Origin of the sequence: Pantoea sp. EKM101V, from assembly GCF_011800325.1 — a bacterium.
In the GTDB taxonomy this organism is placed as follows: domain Bacteria; phylum Pseudomonadota; class Gammaproteobacteria; order Enterobacterales; family Enterobacteriaceae; genus Pantoea; species Pantoea anthophila.
On the sequence record NZ_JAALFP010000005.1, the window covers coordinates 163,010 to 181,832 of the forward strand.

Genomic DNA, 18,823 nt, shown 5'->3' on the forward strand with positions numbered 1-18,823 from the left:
AGACCTATGCAGCTGAACCTGACCGGGCAACACGTTGAAATTACGCCACCACTGCGTGAATTCGTCAGTGCTAAATTTGCCAAACTGGAACACTATTTTGAGCACATCAATCAGGTCTATATTGTCCTGAAAGTTGAGAAAGTCATGCAGGTGGCTGACGCAACACTCCACGTTAACGGTGGCGAGCTGCACGCCACGTCGGAAGCGGAAGATATGTACGCGGCGATTGACGGGCTGATCGACAAGCTCGCCCGTCAGCTGACTAAACATAAAGATAAACTGAAAAAACACTAACCTTCATGCTGGCTACGCGCGCCTGGCGCACTGAGCCGACAGGATGGGGCGGATAATCCGCCCCGTTTTGTCATCTGGCAGGCGTCATTTTCCGTCACGTCAGAAGACGCCGGCGGTGAATGGCCTGGTGAACCCGCAAGTGAAACGATAATGAACAACGATCTTACACTGGAATTGAGCACGGTGCTTTCGCCTGACTGCACACGCAGTGGCGTACACTGCCAGAGCAAAAAACGTGCGCTGGAAATCATCAGCGAACTGGCCGCTAAGCAGCTCAACCTGCCGCACCAGACGCTTTTCGAAGCGATCCTGACGCGTGAGCGTATGGGCAGTACCGGTATCGGCAACGGGATAGCGATCCCGCACGGCAAGCTGGAAGAGGATACGCTGCGCGCGGTCGGGGTCTTTATCAGCCTCGAACAGCCGATTGCGTTTGATGCCGTTGATAACCAGCCGGTCGATCTGCTGTTTGCCTTACTGGTTCCGGCTGACCAGTGCAAAACACACCTGCACACCCTTTCACTGGTGGCAAAGCGTCTGGCCGATAAAACGGTCTGCCGCCGGCTGCGCGCTGCGCAGAGTGATGAAGAGCTTTATGCCATTATTACGGAAAACCAGACAGAGCTGTAACGCGTCTTTACCGGCCGGGTGCCGGTTTTAAAACGGGAGAGAAGGTCATGGTGCTGATGATCGTTAGCGGTCGTTCAGGCTCGGGGAAGTCAGTGGCACTCCGTGCGCTGGAGGATATGGGGTTCTACTGTGTTGATAACCTGCCGGTGGTGCTGCTGCCGGAGTTAGCGAACTCACTGGCAGAGCGGAATATTTCGGCGGCGGTCAGCATCGACGTGCGCAATATGCCTGAATCCCCCGAAATTTTTGAAACCGCACTGAATAATCTGCCCGACTCCTTTTCACCTCAGCTGCTGTTTCTCGACGCCGACCGCAACACGCTGATTCGCCGCTACAGCGATACGCGTCGTCTGCACCCCCTCTCCAGCAAAAATCTGTCGCTGGAGAGCGCCATTGATGAAGAGAGCGATCTGCTGGAGCCGCTGCGTTCGCGCGCCGATCTGATCATTGATACGTCAGAGATGTCGGTGCATGAGCTGGCCGAGATGCTGCGCACCCGCCTGCTGGGCAAGCGTGAACGCGAGCTGACCATGGTATTTGAATCCTTTGGTTTCAAACATGGCATCCCTATCGACGCGGACTACGTGTTTGACGTGCGCTTTCTGCCCAATCCCCACTGGGATCCGAAACTGCGCCCGATGACCGGCCTCGATCGCCCGGTCGCGGCCTTCCTCGACCGCCACACGGAAGTGCATAATTTTATCTACCAGACACGCAGCTATCTTGAACTCTGGCTGCCGATGCTGGAGACCAACAACCGTAGCTATCTTACCGTGGCGATTGGCTGTACCGGCGGTAAACACCGCTCAGTCTATATCGCCGAGCAGCTGGCGGACTATTTCCGCTCGCGCGGTAAGAATGTACAGTCACGCCATCGCACGCTGGAAAAGCGCAAATCATGACCGTCAGACAAACTGTAGAAATCAAAAATAAGCTGGGCATGCATGCCCGTCCGGCGATGAAGTTGTTTGAGCTGGTGCAGAGCTTCGATGCCGAAGTGTTACTGCGCAACGAGGCAGGCACCGAAGCCGAGGCCAGCAGCGTGATCGCCCTGCTGATGCTCGACTCGGCAAAAGGGGGACACATTGAGATTGAAGCCAGCGGGCCGGAAGAGGTCCCGGCGCTGGCTGCGGTCATTGAGTTGTTTGAAGCGGGCTTTGATGAAGAATAAGGTCAGTTAAGCTGATTACGCTGTAAAAAGCCCTCTCCGCCCAGCTGACGCATCTGGCGCAGTATCCACTGCTGCCGCGACCTGACATAGCCTGAAGGCGCGGCGGCACGGTAACGAATTGGATTCGGCAGGACCGCCGCCAGCAAAGCAGCATCGGCCGCAGTGAGCCGGCTGGCAGGTTTGTGGAAGTAGTGCTGTGACGCGGCCTCCACACCAAAGATGCCCGGCCCGAACTCCGCGATATTGAGATAGACGGTCAGAATACGCCGCTTCGTCCAGACCGTCTCAATCCCCACCGTCAGACCCGCTTCCAGCCCCTTACGGACCCAGCTGCGACCATCCCAGAGAAAGAGATTCTTCGCGGTCTGTTGTGACAGCGTGGACGCTCCGCGCATCCGGCTGTCGCTGTTATCCAGCACCGATTCAATCGCCGCCACATCAAAGCCCCAGTGCGTGGGAAACTTTTGATCCTCAGAAGCGATAACGGCCAGCCCCATCCACGGCGAGATCTCATCATGTCCGACCCAGTCTGAATGCGCCACATAACTGAAATCACCGCGCAACCACGCCCCTACCTGTCGCTCCACCATCACCGCGGAGAAGGGCACCGGTAAAAGCGAAAAGAGTAAAATGCCGGCCAGCCACACGCCCAGCCAGACCAGCAGGAGACGGCCGGCAATCCGTCTGATACGCCGTCCGGCGCTTCCTTTATGCTTGTTCATGCAATCTTCCCATACCTGTTTCAGACGTTAATCAATTACTCATGTAATCACTGCCAGAAAAATCGCCTTTTTGCGATTTTCGGTGAAAATGAACGGTGCGTTTCCAGACTTCATGCACCTATTTTGCATCAACATGCGGCAACAGTTCGAAATAGTTCAAGGACTTCCGAAAAAAGGAATCGGTTCCATTCATTGCCACTGCTTAGCATCTTTCCAGATAAACACTTAATAATGGGTAATAAACGCCGCTTTAAATCATTCATCAACCTTAACTGTTATTTTTTTCTGTTGTCGTAATGGTTCAACTCTTAACCAGAACTATTCTTATAACGTCTAAATAAACAGCAGAGGTCAGCGTAAATCCTGTCATAAATGACCCGGTTTTCGATCCCTGCCCCGCAACCCGGCAGACGCAGAAAAGCGCAAAGTTTAAGATTCATTTCTGCCATTCCGAATCGTTTTGGATGATTCGGTTCATTTCAGGCTGCCGGCTTGCAATATCAGCGCGTTACGCGGACTGTAAGGGCAAATGAACCTGCCGGTTCGCTTTTACGCTGTACGGTCTTCACGACATAGCGCAGCCGCGTTAAAAGTACGCGAAAAAGGGTAAATCTGATTAAAATAGCAGCAACATAACGCGGAAATTAATTCCTTGCTTGACTGTGTTGCCAAATTAATGTTTTCTGTGTTTAAACGCTGCTCAACATCACACATTTTAATGAATCTTGTCACATGAGAAGATGAATTTGCTAAGGTGATGACAGTGTTAACCAATACCCTGCGGCTGCATTAATTATTCAAATCATAGCGGCCGCAACATTTTCCCTGGTGTTGGCGCAGTATTCGCGCACCCCGGCCTCGGCTGGGGTCATTTTTTTCTGCCGTTTCACTTCTCCTGTCCGGCAACCCAGTCGCGCAGAACCTGCACATCGTGTCGCCACTCATGTTTCAGCTCTTCAATCCATTCAACCACGTTGTCCCACCACGCCGGCAGCTCCGGACTCTGGATCTGTTTCGCCAGCATCTGTAAACGCTGCAGCCCGACGGACCCGGCCGCGCCTTTGATTTTGTGCCCCTCTTCCGCAATTCCTTTCTGATCGCGCGCCATCAGATTCGATTCCAGCACCGCAAGATAGTCCGGCATCATCTTCTCAAACATCGTCAGGCTCTGTGTAATCAGCCCCGGCCCCACCAGCTCGATATACTGTTCGAGCATGGCGACATCCAGCAGCATCCGGGTTTTGTCATCGCTGACGGCGGGCGTTTCATCGTCCGTTTCTGCCTGATAGTCCCAGTACTTTTTGATCATTGCGGTCAGGGCAGGCACGGCCAGCGGTTTACTGAGCACATCATCCATCCCGGCATCGAAATACTCTTTTTTATCTTTCAGCACGTTGGCCGTGAGCGCCACCAGCGGAGGCAGATGCGCGCCCTGATACTGCTGGCGAATCGCACGGGAGACATCCAGCCCGGTCATATCGGGCAGCTGAATATCCAGCAGCACCAGATCGAACTCCAGCGGGTCAAACATCGCCAGAGCCTCGCTGCCGGTCATGGCGACCTCCACGCTGCATCCCAGCTTCTCCAGAACGGAGCGCGCCACAATCACATTCAGTTCAATATCCTCAACCAGCAGCACATGCAGCGCAGGCAGAGGCAGGCTGTCGTCGACGCCTTCGTCAATCACTTCTTCTGCGATGCGTGGTGCTTTAATTTCGACGGTGAAGCATGAGCCCTGGCCGGGCGCACTCTGTACGCGGATATCTCCCCCCATCGCCTGGGCCAGTCGACGTGAAACCGCCAGCCCGATGCCGGTTCCGGTCGCCGGTTTCCCGCCATGCTGATCTTTAACCTGATAGTACATCGCAAAAATCTTGTCCTGCTCCTCCTGGCGGATACCCATGCCGGAGTCCTGCACCTCAAAGCGCAGTGTTTCATCCTGCTCATACGCGACGCGCACCACGATCTCGCCCTGCTGGGTGAACTTCACGGCGTTACCAATCAGGTTCCAGAGAATCTGACGCAGACGCGTTCCGTCGGTGGAGATCATGTGAGGCAGCGGCAGTTGCGGCGCGAGCACAAACTTCAGCCCTTTTGGCTGCGCCAGCAGGCCGGAGAGATTCTCTAAATCGGCGAGGAAACCGGTGAAGTCGAGCGGCTGATTATCCAGCTGAACTTTACGACGCTCGATTTTGTCCACCTCAATCACATCGTTGAAGATGTTGCCCAGCGTAATGGCCGAGACGTGGATAGTTTTCAGGTATTTCAGCTGTTCCTGGTTCAGATCGGTATCCAGCAGGATGCGGCTCAGGCCGACAATGCCATTAAGCGGCGTACGCAGCTCGTGGCTGATGGTGGAGATAAAGGTGGTCTTTTCCCGGCTGGCGTTCTCTAACGCGTCCTGATAGCGCTTACGCTCGGTGATATCGCGGCCAAAGCCCATCAGCCCGCTGCGTTTGCCGACACGATCGTAATAGGGCACCTTGCGGATCTCAAAACAGGCTTTGCGCCCGTCGGGATATTGCAGCCACTGCTCATAGGTCAGGGAGACATTATGGCGGAACACTTTTTCGTCCGTTTCCAGCACCTTGGTCGCGGCTTCATCATCGTAGATATCGCGCGGCGTCAGGCCAATCAGCTGCTTTTCGCTTTTGCCGGTCAGCAGCTCCATGGCGCGGTTGCAGCCGGAGAACTGCTTGTCGATGTTGCGATAGAACACCAGGTCAGGTGACGCATCCAGGAAGGAGCGCAGGAAGGATGATTGCTGCTCCAGCTCAATCTGAGCCTGTTCGCGGCGGGTGACCTCTTCGCGCAGCTTGTCCATCACCTGTTCGCGCGCCAGCTCCGCTTTTTTACGATCGCTGATCTCCTGATTCAGTTGGGTGATGGTTTCCTTCATCTGCTGATTGAGTTCCAGGTCGCGGGTGCGCATCTCTTCCAGCTTATCCACCAGCCTTGCCAGCCGCTGACGCGACTCCTCAAGCTGATCGACCACCACCGACAGAAAATAGACGGCCCAGGGCGTAATCAGCAGCCCAAAGAAGACCGAGCGCACCACATCGATACTCTCGACGTGCCCCCGCAATACCATCGTGACCGCCATCTGGACAATCATCGCCAGCACCACCAGCGCAGAGGCCAGCAGCAGCGAGAACCTGACCAGGCCAAGTTTGACCATTAAATCGACGTAGTACTGCGCCAGCAGACGAATCTGTTTCATAACGACTCCCTGGAAAAGAAACAGCCCCATGATAGCGCAGTTAGCCTGCGGACGTCGCAGCACGTCACGCGAAGATGAGGGATTGAATGCGCTTTTATGGTGCATCCGCCCTGCCGTTCGGCGACGTTTGGTACAAACCGGTTAAATCCCTTGACTGATTGTGCCAAATGAATAATCTGTAAGGCCGCCTGTGAATCGCAGATTTCACCCGACGGCCTTTTTTCAATATCCTGGCAGCGTCCTGTTGCGCAGGCTCTCTCCTTTATATGAATACTCATTCAACTTTAATGCTGTTTTAAGCATTCGCCGCCTGATTAATTTTTCTTATAACCAACGGCTGTTTCATTCAAATAGGCCGACATAAGAAAAACAGATACATGCTATGTATCAGGGGTGCCGGACAGCATTTAATGCTGCCAGACACCCTGTCACCAGCATGGTGCAGAGATATGACGCCTGCACTACAGTGAGTCAGTTCACATTTATCGGCCGATCACCAGGTGGCAGAGTGAGACATTTTAAACCATAAAAATCAGTATTTTCATATATTTACACGAGAAAAGCGCCTGATAAGCCCGCCTGGCCGCCCTATTTGACCTGATTACGCTTTCCCGATAAGTTGGAAATCCGCTGAAAGCTTTCCTGACGGGCCATTGTCTCGGCATATCTATGCAACAAGAAGACTCCCGCGTGGTTTAAGTCATCTCCTTTACGAGACCGGAAATCGAAGAGCAGCTCAATAAAGGACGTTTTACGGATGTCTGGAGAGAAATGCTCAGGGCTATGACGCGCGCTCGACAGAGCATGGCGATGAAAATGAAGCTGCGCCTCAGTTGCGCCCAGACCCTGAAACAGTGCAGGTAATGTCAAAGCAGTTTAAGGAGACCCTCAATGTCCACTAAAAAACCTCAATCCTATGGCTTGTATGATCCGACAGCAGGCAGTGACAGCTGTGGTGTAGGTTTCATTACGCGTAAGGACGGCGAGCAGACCCATGAGATTCTGCAGATGGCGCACAGCGCCCTGTGCACAGTGCCGCATCGCGGCGGTATGTCAGCAGAAGGTGTCGGCGATGGCGCAGGCGTCAACGTTGACCTTTCACTGCATTTCTTCCGCAAGATTACCGGCCAGCCACTGGAAGCGGGTCGCTTTGGCGTCGGCAACTTCTTTGTGCCGAAAGATGCTGAGCTGCGCGCGAACGCCGAACGTCTGGTGGATGAGACCCTCAGCAGTTTCGGCCTGCCGGTGATCATGAAGCGCGATATGCCGCTCGACAGCAGCGTGACGCGTCCGGCTGCCATTCAGTTTCAGTTACCGATTCTGCAGTGGATCTTCACTGCGCCTCAGGACGTGGCCGATCAGAACGACTTCGAACAACGTATCTACCGCGCCCTGTTAACTATCGAAGCACGCGCCTTTACCGAAAGCGAATTTGGCGGTCTCTATCCGCTGTCGCTGTCGTCGCGCACGCAGGTATTTAAAGCGCGTCTGAACTCCAATGAAGTGATTCCTTACTTCAAAGATCTGACCGATCCCGATCATCAGGTGCGCGGGCTCTTTTTCCACACCCGTTTCTCGACCAACACCGATCCGCATACCACTATGGCGCAGCCGTTCCGCCTGATGGCGCACAACGGCGAGCTGAACACGGATCGGAAAAACCGCATCGCCGAATCGGCCCTTGCACTGGCGCGCGGCAAAAAGATCGTGCGGCCTAAAGGGCAGTCCGACAGCTCGCGTCTGGATCAGAGTATCCACAGCCGTCTGATGGAAGATAATCTCGATTTGATCACCGCCGTGGTTTCCATGATGCCGCCCGCCTGGGAAAACGACAGCTCGCTGTCAACCGAGGTGCGCGACATGCTGGAGTATTTCTCTCTGTATGAAGAGAAGAACGACGGCCCTGCCGCCTTAATCTTTGGCAATGGCGAAGTCATTGGCGCACGCCTTGACCGTCTGGGCCTGCGCCCGCTGCGCTCGGTCGAAACCGCAGACTATATTGGTGCGATGTCCGAAGCGGGCCAGATCGCCTTTCCTCCTGAAAGCGTCCTGCGTCGTGGCCGTATCGAAGCGGGCGGCATGCTCTACTTCGATCACCGTGAAAAACGCAGCTACACCACGCTGCAGGCGCTGGAAAAACTGGCCGCAGAGAAAGATTACTCCGCCCTGCTGCGTGAAGCGCGCGTCGGCCTGGACGATCTGCCAGAGATCCCGGCTGAGCAACAGGGTTCACCGCTGCGCTATCGCGGCGATCTGAAAACCTATCAGCGCTTTGTCGCCTACTACTATAACCAGGAAAGCTTCAAGTTCATGATGGACCCGATGCTTAACACCGGCGCAGAGAAGATCTCCGCAATGGGTTACGGCAACGCCATCAACGGCTTATCCGATCATGAAGGCGGCATGGCGCACTACTTCTCTCAGCGCTTTGCTCAGGTTACCAACCCGCCGCTGGACTCTATCCGCGAAGTGGATGGCATGACGCTGCGTGTGGCGCTGGGGGCGAAACCGCACCTGGGCCGCAGCAAAGGCCGTCAGATTGTGGTGCCGACACCGATTCTCAGCCATCTCGATATGCTGCGTTTGCGTGAGCAGACCGTTGCCCCTTACGCCCGCTTCGAGATGCTCTATGAGCCGGTCATCGGCAAAGATCTGCTGAGCACGACCGCTAACGCGAACGCCCTGGAAAAAGCGATTGATGACCTGGCGCAGCAGGTGGTGGATTTTGCCCGGACGCAGGGCGGCATCGCCGTTCTGACCGACCGCCATATCTCCTCGAAGCACGCCGCGATCCCGATGCTGCTGGTGGTTTCCGCCATCAACCAGCGTCTGGTGCAGGAAGGTCTGCGCCTTGATGTGTCACTGGTGGTGGAAAGCGGCCAGAGCATCTCCTCGCACCACATTGCCGCGACGCTGGGCTTCGGCGCATCAGCAATCTATCCGCTGGGCGTACAGATGCGCGCAGAGGAGAAATTTGGTGAGGGTGAAGAAGGCAATAAAGCCTTTAAGCGCTATGCCAAAGCCGCGGAAAAAGCCCTGATGAAAACCATGGGCAAAGTGGGCCTCTGTACCGTAGAAAGCTACAGCAGCGGCGAGTTCTTTGAGCCTAACTTCCTCAACACCGATGACCCGGTGCTGAAAAAGTACTTCCCGAATATCAAAACGCCGGTGGGTGGCGCAGGCTTCGCGGCTATCGCGCAGATGGCCGTTGACTGGCACCAGAGTGCACTGAAGATTCAGGGTGAATCGGACGTACCGTTGCTGGGTCTGTTTAAAGAGCGCGCAGAGGGTGCCGGTCACTCCTACGGCACGATTGCCGTACGCACCTTTATCGATATGACCGAAGAGCCGATTCGCTTCGCTGATAAAGCGCGCGAAGAGGATAACTTTATCCGTCTGATGACGCTGGCAAAACTGGATAACGCTTTTGGTATCAAGCCAGAAACCTTTAAAGACAGCAGCTTCGAGCGTATTCCGGATGAGGTGATCAACAACTTCGCGATCACGGCCGACTATCGTCAGTTCTCCAGCCTGATGTATGAGGAGCGTAAGCGTCGCCCGGCGGCCCTGCGTGACATCCTGACATTCCCGGCCGATCTGACCCATATCGACAGCGAAGCGGAGTTCCGCCGCAAACTGGGACGCTACTCACTGACCAACAACGGCTTTGCCATTCGTGGTCTGGTGTGTGAAGCGGTGGATGGCAGCCTGAATCACTTTATGCTGCGTCTGACCGATGCGATCGAAGGCCTGAAGCCAGAGAACGAGCGCCTGCAGAATCTCTCTAACGCCCTGAAGTTCCGCTTCGGCGACGATATCGAGAGCAGCGAGGTGGTGACCGGCGGTCTGAAAATAACCGCTTACGGTAAAGCGGCAGACTACCTGTCACGTATTTTCACCACTCTGCCCTCCCTGCCACTGAGCGACGTGCAGCCGGCGTGCGAAATCACCCGCACCTTTGCCTCTGGTGCGATGAGTCACGGTGCGCTGGTCGCCCCCGCGCATGAAGCGGTGGCGCACGGCACCAACATGGTCGGCGGCATGAGTAACTGCGGTGAAGGCGGCGAGCACTACTCCCGTCACGGCACAATCCGTGCCTCACGCATCAAGCAGCTGGCGTCCGGCCGTTTTGGCGTCTGGGCTGCCTATCTGGCGGACCCGATGCTGGAAGAGCTGGAAATCAAGATTGGTCAGGGTGCGAAGCCTGGCGAAGGCGGCCAGCTACCGGCGGCGAAAGTCACGGTTGAGATTGCGGCAGCGCGTGGCGGTACGCCAGGCGTCGAGCTGGTCTCGCCGCCGCCGCATCACGACACCTATTCCATCGAAGATCTGGCGCAGCTGATCCACGACTGTAAAGCCGCGCGGGTGCGCGTGATCGTCAAACTGGTCTCCTCAGAAGGGATCGGCACCATCGCGGTCGGCGTGGCCAAAGCGGGCGCAGACGTCATTAACGTGGCGGGTAACACCGGCGGTACCGGCGCTGCGTCGGTAACCAGCCTGAAATACACCGGACGCGTGGCGGAAATCGGCATCGCTGAAGTTCATCAGGCGCTCTGCGCCAACGGCCTGCGTGAGAAAGTGCAGCTGCGCTGCTCGGGCGCGCAGCAGACCGGCAGCGACGTGGTGAAATCCGCGCTGCTGGGCGGCGACAGCTTCGAATTCGGTACCACTGCGCTGATGATGCTGAAGTGCGTGATGGCGAAAAACTGTAACGTCAAATGCCCGGCGGGCCTGACGACCAACGCCGAAGCCTTTGATGGCGATCCGCGTCAGCTGGCGCAGTATTTCCTCAACGTCGCCCATGAAGTGCGTGAGATCCTGGCGCGTATGGGCCTGCATTCCCTGCGTGAAGCGCGCGGCCGGGCCGACCTGCTGCACCTGATGGATCACCCGCTGGAAGTGGGCAAGCTCGACTTACGCGCCATGCTCACCGTGGTGCCGGAGCTGAAGATCGAAAAACCGGTCTATCTGGAGAAAGATTTTGAGCTGGATGATGGCTGGGTTGAGCAGCTGAAATCAGCGCTGGTCGATCAGGGCAATACCGACGTCGCACTGGGCAACGGCATCGTGCTGAACAACCGCAACAAAAGTGTGGGGGGCCAGCTGGCGATCGACATTGAACGCATGCTGAACCATCAGCTGAGTGCGGCGCAGCTGCAGGCGATGCCTGCGGTTCTGAGCGATGACCGCGGTCGCCATTATCTGGCCCCTGCGACCGTAAAAATTTCAACCACCGGTTCAGCCGGTCAGTCATTTGGCGCCTTCTGCAACGATGGCATGCAGCTGACCCACTACGGCACCTGTAACGACGGCGTCGGCAAGGGACAGTGTGGCGGAGAGCTGTTTATCATGTCGCCGGGCGGCGGCGCGCAGGATGGCGATGGTAACGTGCTGATCGGTAACTTTGCGCTGTTTGGCGCGACCGGTGGACGCCTGTTCGTGCAGGGCCAGGCCGGTGACCGCTTCGCGGTGCGTAACTCCGGTGCCACAGCCGTGGTCGAAGGCGTAGGGGATTTTTGCTGCGAATATATGACCAATGGTGCCATCCTCAACCTGGGCACCTTCGGTAAAGGCTTTGGTAACGGCATGAGCGGCGGCTTCGCCTATCAGTATGACCCGTATGGAACACTCGCCAGCCATGCAGCCGGTGATTCAGTACGCTTCGGCTCGATTGCCGATCAGGATGAGATGGCGCAGGTGCATAAGCAGGCCGTGCTGACCATGCTGAACTGGCATCTGGAGGCCACAAATTCACCGCGTGCTGCCTGGCTGCTGGAGAACTGGGAAACGGAGTGTCATCACTTTGTGTATGTGATGCCGCGCTCGCTGCTGCTCTATCAGGATGGCGGAGAGATCCTGAAAGCCAGAAGCCGCAAAGATCTGCTCGAAGAGCTGTCGACCGCGCTGGCCGGCCATCAGGTTGCGAAGTTCAAAGCGGCCTGGCGTCAGGGCAAGACGATTGCTGACGGTGCGGTACCCGCCTACGGCGCGACCGATACGCTGGAGATGTTTGTTCTGCTTAACAACTACACCGTTCTGAGCTTTGCTCAGCAGCTGGCCCTGAGTAAATTACCGAAAGGGACACCGGTTGAAGATCCGGCGGTAGAAAAAGCCGTGCGTAATCTGCTGATGACGGAGGACTTTTCGCTGATCAGCAAACTGCAGCGCCATGCCCGTTCCGCCATCGAAGCGTATAACGATGACGAACTGGCCAGTCTGATTGGTTCCAAACGCATGTCAGATTACAAAGCGGCGCTGACGCAGCGCAACATCCGCTCCATGGACAGCCTGGCCACCTATGGCTGGATCATGTATCAGGATGCCTGTAACCGGGAAGTGCTGGGCCATCTGCCTGATTTTGAAGAGCTGTTTGCACGTGCGGCCTTGCCTGAAATCGCCGCGGCGGTGGGCAAACTCTCCTGACAGTCACACTGTTCAGGCTGAACTGAATGTTATTCATTGATCATTGCCCGGAGTCGTCGTTGTACCGGACAGATGCAGAACCGCTCTCCCCAGCCGCACACCGCGGTGCGGGAAAGCGGAACTGCTTAAACCGGCCAGCGTTACTGATGACGGGGAAGAACGGGATTGAGTAAAAGTACCCATGAAAATTCCTTATATTCCAGAAGATGCACCTTTTAATGGCGATCAGAAATACTGGCTGGCTGGCTTTCTCGCGGGTCTTCACTCCCGTCTGCTGGTATTAGAAGACAAGCAGCAACCCGCTGCGGGCACAGGCGCAGCCGCGACCACGCAACTGCACATTCTCTACGGCTCACAGACTGGCAATGCCGAAGCGCTGGCGCAGACCGCCGCGAAATCGGCGCGTGCTAAAGGGCTGGTGCCGGTGGTTCAGGCGCTGGGCGATGTCGACCTCGACGTCTTTGCCACCATGCGCCATGTGCTGATCGTCACCTCAACCTACGGCGAAGGCGAGATGCCGGATAACGCGCAGCTCTTCTGGGATGCGATCTCTGCCAGTACCGCACCGCGCCTGGAGCAGATGCATTTTGCCGTGCTGGCAATCGGTGATACCGGCTATGACGGCTTCTGTCAGGCAGGCAAGTTCATCGATATGCGCCTTGAGCAGCTGGGAGCAAAACGCGTGGTGGATCGCATCGACTGCGATATCGACTATGAAGAGCCATCCAGCGAGTGGCTGAACAGCTCCATGCCTCAGTTTGCGGCCAGCGCAGGCAGCAGCGGCACCGTGCTGGAGAGCGCGCCTGAAGCACCGGTCATCCCGGGCAGCAACAAATCGAACCCTTACGCCGCGGCGCTAATCACCAACAAGCGCCTCTCTGGCGAGCAGTCTGCCAAAGATATCCGACATTTTGAGTTTGACCTGACCGACAGCGGCCTGAAGTATGAAGCGGGTGATGCGCTCGGCGTCATTCCGGTCAACGAGCCATCGCTGGTCGGCCTGCTGCTGACCCAGCTTAATGCCGACTACGAGACGCCGGTGCCCGGCTTTGACCGCAGCCTCGGCGACCTGCTGACCTACCAGTTTGAGATCTCTGAACCGTCGCGCAAGCTCATCGAATGGGTCGGGCAGAACACCACCAACCAGGAACTGCGTCATGTGTTACAGCACGATGACAAAGATGCGCTGGGTGTCTGGCTGTGGGGCAAAGATAGCCTTGACCTGCTGCAGCTTGACCTGACGCGCACGCTGGCGGTGCCTGAGTTTGTTGCCCTGCTGCGTCCGCTGCAGCATCGCGCTTACTCAATTTCATCCAGCTCTAAAGCCCATCCGAATCAGGTGCACCTGACCGTTGCCTCAGTGCGTTATCACAGCGGCGGCCGTAATCGTGGTGGCGTCTGCTCAACCTACCTGGCTGAGCGCGTACGTCGTGGCGAAAAGCCAGCCATCTTTATTTCGCCGAACAAAGCGTTCCGCGTCCCAGCCAATAACAGCGCTCCGCTGATCATGGTGGGGCCTGGCACCGGCATCGCGCCCTTCCGGGCTTTCCTGCAGGAGCGTCAGGCAACCGGCGCGCAGGGCAAAAACTGGCTGTTCTTCGGCGATCAGCATCAGGAACATGACTTTATCTATCAGGATGAACTGCTCGCCTGGCGGGATAATGGCTTGCTGACGCGGCTTGACCTGGCGTTCTCCCGCGATCAGGAGAAGAAGATCTACGTGCAGAGCCGGATGCTTGAGCAGGGTGCAGAACTCTATGCCTGGCTGCAGGAAGGCGCTTACTTCTATGTCTGCGGTGATGCATCACGCATGGCGAAGGATGTGGATAATGCGCTGTATGAAGTGGTTCGCCAGTTCGGTGGCCTCTCCAGCGAGCGCGCAGCGGACTATGTCGACCAGCTGAAGAAAGAGAAGCGTTACCTGCGCGACGTCTATTGATAGCGAAGGTGTGATAAAAAATCCGGTTTGCGCAGGCAGCCGGATTTTTTTATGGTTGACAGGCAAAAAAATACCCGCCGGAGAGGCGGGTATCTGTTTTAAGAATGCTGCGGTTATTTCACGACGCGCAGTGAAGGTCGTCCGCCCCGCGGCGGTGGATCGTCATCAGGCGGTGTCTCATCATCGCTGGCATCGTCGGGACGATCGCCATCAATCACAGACATCATGGTCTCTTCCTGACCTTCTGACGCCTCCTGAATATCCAGCTCGTAAGCCGGTTCCGGTTCAAACATCGTTCCGGCACCGTTTTCCCGGGCATAGATTGCCAGAATTGCCGCCATCGGCACGTTAACCTGACGAGGAACACCCCCAAAGCGGGCGTTAAACGACACCTGGTCATTCGCCAGATCGAGGTTACCGACAGCACGGGGCGCGATGTTCAGGACAATCTGACCATCACGCGCGTACTCCAGCGGCACCTGTACACCTGGCTGATTGATGTCGACCACCAGATGCGGCGTCAGCTGGTTGTCGAGCAACCAGTCATAGAAGGCGCGCAGCAGATAGGGACGACGTGCAGTAAGTTGCGACATTTCCATACGTTAAGCCCGTGCTTGCAGGCGCATTTCACGTTCAGCTTCAGTTAATGAAGCGAGGAAAGAGTCACGCTCAAATACGCGGTTCATGTAACCTTTCAGCTCTTTTGAACCAGAGCCGATCAAATCGATGCCCATTGAAGGCAGACGCCATAACAGCGGTGCCAGGTAGCAATCCACCAGGCTGAACTCTTCGCTCATGAAGTAAGGCGTGCGGCCAAACAGCGGCGCGATCGCCAGCAGCTCTTCACGCAGCTGTTTGCGTGCGGCTTCGGCTTCCTGACCGCTGCTGTTCTCAACCTTCCTCATCAGGCTGTACCAGTCCTGCTCGATGCGGTGCATCATCAGGCGGCTGTCACCACGGGCAACCGGATAAACCGGCATCAGTGGCGGATGCGGGAAGCGCTCATCTAAATATTCCATGATGATGCGGGATTCATACAGCGTCAGCTCACGATCTACCAGTGTCGGTACCGTGCGATACGGATTGAGGTCAATCAGATCCTGCGGCAGGTTATCCATTTCGACCTGCTCGATCTCTACGCTGACACCCTTCTCCGCCAGAACGATACGTACCTGATGGCTGAAAATGTCAGTAGGACCAGAAAACAGCGTCATTACCGAACGTTTGTTGGCAGCGACAGCCATGAAAACCTCCAAGTTTGTTCACAAAAAGATACTGCGAATAGCCAACCACACGGCGACTCACTTGCTTGTCGAACTCGCACGCAACCTGGTCAGCTGCGCCGTAAAACTGACGCCCCGACAGCGGGAAGGCGCATAACGCACCGGCCTGCGGGCGCAAAGTGACACAGAGTTTACCAGATTTTAGGCTGCTTGTGGGCGTGGAATGAATCTTTGCAGGTAAATTGAGCGCGGGCTTACGGTTTTCACCGTTATCAGACGGGAAGGCAGAAAATAAAAAACCCGCCGAAGCGGGTTTTTTGAGCCAATTGCCGCAGCCGGAGCTGCAAACAATTAACGCTTGGAGAACTGAGGACGACGACGTGCTTTACGCAGGCCGACTTTCTTACGTTCAACCTGACGCGCGTCACGCGTTACGAAGCCAGCTTTACGCAGCTCGCCACGCAGTGATTCGTCGTATTCCATCAGAGCGCGGGTGATACCGTGACGGATCGCACCAGCCTGACCAGAAATACCGCCACCTTTAACAGTGACGTACAGATCGAATTTACCAACCAGATCCAGCAGTTCCAGCGGCTGACGAACGACCATGCGGGCAGTTTCGCGACCGAAGTACTGTTCCAGAGAACGTTGGTTAATTACGATGTTACCGCTACCCGGCTTAATGAATACGCGAGCGGTAGAGCTTTTGCGGCGACCAGTGCCGTAGTTTTGAGTTTCAGCCATTGCCTTTAATCCCGATTAAATGTCAAGAACTTGCGGTTGCTGTGCCGCATGGGTGTGCTCGTTGCCTGCGTAAACTTTCAGCTTACGGTACATAGCACGACCCAGCGGGCCCTTCGGCAGCATGCCTTTAACCGCGATCTCAATCACACGCTCAGGACGGCGAGCAATCATCTCTTCAAAGGTCGCCTGTTTGATACCACCGATGTGGCCGGTGTGGTGATAGTAGATCTTGTCAGTACGCTTGTTGCCGGTAACAGCAATTTTTTCTGCGTTCAGAACGATGATGTAATCACCCGTATCAACGTGCGGAGTGTATTCCGCTTTATGCTTACCACGCAGACGGCGCGCCAGTTCAGTCGCCAGGCGACCCAAAGTTTTGCCCGTTGCGTCAACTACAAACCAGTCACGTTGGACGGTTTCTGGTTTAGCTGTAAAAGTTTTCATCGAAAAGCTTACCCAAATTAAGTTACACGTTGGTGAAATCCCAAACGCTTAAGTAAACGAATGAGGCTCACACGACCATTTTGACCAGCAAGCCACCCCTTCGGATAGAGTTACTGGAACACAGAGGATTTGGGAAAAAAATCCTTTGCTGTAACGTGGGGTCGCAAGATTATAGAGAAGTCGATTGCAAAAATCGAACCCTATTTCGGTATTTATCCTGATTATTCTCACGGCAGATGCGGCAGGCGCAGATACTCTTCGCTCTGCATCTCCTGAAGCCGCGATAAACAGCGCTGGTATTCAAACTTCAGCCGCGTCCCCTGATAGATCTCGGTCAGCGAGGTTTCTGCGGCCACGACCAGCTTCACGTGACGCTCATAAAATTCGTCAACCAGGGCCAGGAAACGGCGCGCCTGATCTTCGGTTTTGTAGATCATTACCGGCACGTCATAGAGCAGCACGCTGTGAAAACGGCGGGAAAGCGCGATGTAGTCATGCTGGCTGCGCCCTTCCCCGCACAGCGTCGTGAAGTTGATGGCCAGCACGCCGTCGCTGACGCCCAGCGTCGGCATCTGGCGATGGTTGATCTCCAGCACCGGCGCCTCCTCCGGCTGGCTGCCAGACAGCGCCTTAAACATGCGCGCCATCTCCGTGTGGGTGGCCTCGTTGAGTGGATAGTTCCACAGATGCGCCGAGGTCAGTGTCCGCAGCCGGTAGTCGATGCCGGCATCCACATTCATCACATCACAGTGCCGTTTTATCTGCTCAATAGCCGGCAGAAAACGCGCGCGCTGCAGGCCATTGCGGTAGAGGTCATCCGGCGGAATGTTCGAGGTTGCCACCAGGGCGATGCCGCGCTCAAACAGCGCTTCCATCAGCGTGCCCAGCAGCATCGCGTCGGTGATATCGGAGACAAAAAATTCATCGAAACAGAGGATGTCGGTTTCCGCTTTGAATTTGTCCGCGATAATCAGCAGCGGGTCGCTCTGCCCCTGCAGTTGCGTCAGTTCTTCATGCACCCGCAGCATGAAACGGTGGAAGTGCAGGCGCAGTTTGCGTTCGCCAGGAATAGACTGAAAAAAGAGATCCATGACCCAGGTTTTGCCGCGCCCGACGCCGCCCCACATGTAGAGCCCGCGAACAGGCTGGGGCGTCGCATTTTTCTCTTTACCGATCAATTTCGACAGGCGACCCAGCAGGCCGGATGAGGCGGGCGCGGCAGCCTGTTGCCGGGCAACCAGCGCCTGCTGCAGGGCGTCTAAACGGGTAATCGCTTCACGTTGTACGTCATCGGGCCTGAATTCGCCCTGAGACAGCGCCTGCTCATAACGTGCAAGCGGAGATGAGGTTTGCATTGTTGTTTCAAAGTCCCTGAATAGTGTCTGATTCATACCACGGTTGCTGAAAAAAAGGCCGTTCTACACTAAGCCATGCTGCTCCGGAGTTCCACATCCATAAGATTAACGGGTATAGTGACTATTATTGAAATGGTGCAACGCCCTACGAAACAATGGAAAAAACACGGGAGTCATTATGACCTGGGAATACGGGCTAATTGGTTTAGTGGTAGGTATTATTGTCGGCGCAGTCGCCATGCGTTTCGGCAACAAAAAGCTGCGTGAGCAGCGCAGCATGCAGTATGAACTGGAAAAATCGAAGGCCGAGCTGGCCGATTACCGCGAAGAGCTGACTAACCACTTTGCACAGAGCGCCGAGCTGCTGGACAACATGGCGCGTGACTATCGTCAGCTTTATCAGCACATGGCGAAAGGCTCTAACGATCTGCTGCCGAATCTGCCGGGTCAGCAGAATCCTTTTGCCTATCAGCTGACTGAAGCGGAAGCTGACAACGATCAGGTGCCGGTGCAGATGCCGCGCGACTACTCTGAAGGCGCATCCGGTTTACTGCGTGGCGAGCGCCCTGCCCGCGACTAATCTTTTTGGGGCGCAGCCTGTCTGCGCCCGCTGTTTTTGCGAACCCTGACCACAAACGACTGTCACACTCATTAAATC

Annotated in this window: 14 protein-coding genes; 7 read left to right on the plus strand and 7 right to left on the minus strand. The window is 55.9% G+C overall.

The annotated features are described in order from the left end of the window. Window positions 1-6: 6 nt before the first annotated feature. The 4 genes from hpf to npr all read left to right on the plus strand — a co-directional run bounded on the left by hpf (window position 7) and on the right by npr (window position 2,095). Entirely contained in the window at window positions 7-294 is a 288-nt protein-coding gene (hpf, locus tag HFD92_RS10235; RefSeq protein ID WP_009092471.1) for a ribosome hibernation promoting factor, read from the plus strand. A 150-nt stretch (window positions 295-444) separates the two neighbouring features. Further along, on the plus strand, window positions 445-924 hold the full coding sequence (gene ptsN, locus HFD92_RS10240; protein WP_009092473.1) for a PTS IIA-like nitrogen regulatory protein PtsN: 480 nt from the start codon (window positions 445-447) through the stop codon (window positions 922-924). A 47-nt stretch (window positions 925-971) separates the two neighbouring features. Beyond that, window positions 972-1,826, plus strand: a complete 855-nt coding sequence (gene rapZ / locus HFD92_RS10245; RefSeq protein ID WP_003851114.1) for an RNase adapter RapZ — start codon at window positions 972-974, stop codon at window positions 1,824-1,826. Next, window positions 1,823-2,095: a PTS phosphocarrier protein NPr gene (npr, locus tag HFD92_RS10250; RefSeq protein WP_009092474.1), complete on the plus strand. Its 273-nt coding sequence runs from the start codon at window positions 1,823-1,825 to the stop codon at window positions 2,093-2,095. Before rapZ ends, npr begins: the two co-directional genes overlap by 4 nt. 2 nt (window positions 2,096-2,097) lie before the next feature. On the opposite strand, the gene mtgA is transcribed toward npr, so the two are convergent. Further along, window positions 2,098-2,817 (minus strand): monofunctional biosynthetic peptidoglycan transglycosylase, encoded by a 720-nt coding sequence (gene mtgA, locus HFD92_RS10255; RefSeq protein WP_167428892.1) that lies wholly within the window; start codon window positions 2,815-2,817, stop codon window positions 2,098-2,100. 886 nt (window positions 2,818-3,703) lie between these two features. Further along, window positions 3,704-6,037, minus strand: coding sequence for an aerobic respiration two-component sensor histidine kinase ArcB (gene arcB, locus HFD92_RS10260; protein ID WP_150028730.1), 2,334 nt, complete (start codon window positions 6,035-6,037; stop codon window positions 3,704-3,706). Window positions 6,038-6,928: 891 nt separating this feature from the next. Here arcB and HFD92_RS10265 point away from each other — a divergent pair. Then, on the plus strand, window positions 6,929-12,460 hold the full coding sequence (locus HFD92_RS10265) for a glutamate synthase-related protein (protein WP_167428893.1): 5,532 nt from the start codon (window positions 6,929-6,931) through the stop codon (window positions 12,458-12,460). 181 nt (window positions 12,461-12,641) lie between these two features. Beyond that, the gene (locus HFD92_RS10270) at window positions 12,642-14,399 is read left to right on the plus strand and encodes a sulfite reductase subunit alpha (RefSeq protein ID WP_167428894.1); all 1,758 of its coding nucleotides are present in this window, start codon (window positions 12,642-12,644) and stop codon (window positions 14,397-14,399) included. 113 nt (window positions 14,400-14,512) lie between these two features. On the opposite strand, the gene sspB is transcribed toward HFD92_RS10270, so the two are convergent. From sspB to zapE, 5 genes are all read right to left on the minus strand, one after another. Beyond that, complete coding sequence (sspB, locus tag HFD92_RS10275) at window positions 14,513-14,998, minus strand: ClpXP protease specificity-enhancing factor (RefSeq protein ID WP_009092479.1); 486 nt, start codon at window positions 14,996-14,998, stop codon at window positions 14,513-14,515. Window positions 14,999-15,001: 3 nt separating this feature from the next. After that, window positions 15,002-15,643: a stringent starvation protein SspA gene (sspA, locus tag HFD92_RS10280; protein WP_009092481.1), complete on the minus strand. Its 642-nt coding sequence runs from the start codon at window positions 15,641-15,643 to the stop codon at window positions 15,002-15,004. 330 nt (window positions 15,644-15,973) lie between these two features. After that, entirely contained in the window at window positions 15,974-16,366 is a 393-nt protein-coding gene (gene rpsI, locus HFD92_RS10285) for a 30S ribosomal protein S9 (RefSeq protein ID WP_008925401.1), read from the minus strand. Window positions 16,367-16,381: 15 nt separating this feature from the next. Continuing rightward, window positions 16,382-16,810, minus strand: a complete 429-nt coding sequence (gene rplM, locus HFD92_RS10290; protein ID WP_009092483.1) for a 50S ribosomal protein L13 — start codon at window positions 16,808-16,810, stop codon at window positions 16,382-16,384. Window positions 16,811-17,037: 227 nt separating this feature from the next. Then, complete coding sequence (zapE, locus tag HFD92_RS10295; RefSeq protein ID WP_009092484.1) at window positions 17,038-18,165, minus strand: cell division protein ZapE; 1,128 nt, start codon at window positions 18,163-18,165, stop codon at window positions 17,038-17,040. A gap of 178 nt (window positions 18,166-18,343) precedes the next feature. Here zapE and zapG point away from each other — a divergent pair, with 178 nt between their 5' ends. After that, a complete protein-coding gene (gene zapG, locus HFD92_RS10300) occupies window positions 18,344-18,745 on the plus strand; it encodes a Z-ring associated protein ZapG (protein ID WP_009092485.1) in 402 nt (133 codons plus the stop codon). The last annotated feature ends 78 nt before the right edge of the window (window positions 18,746-18,823 follow it).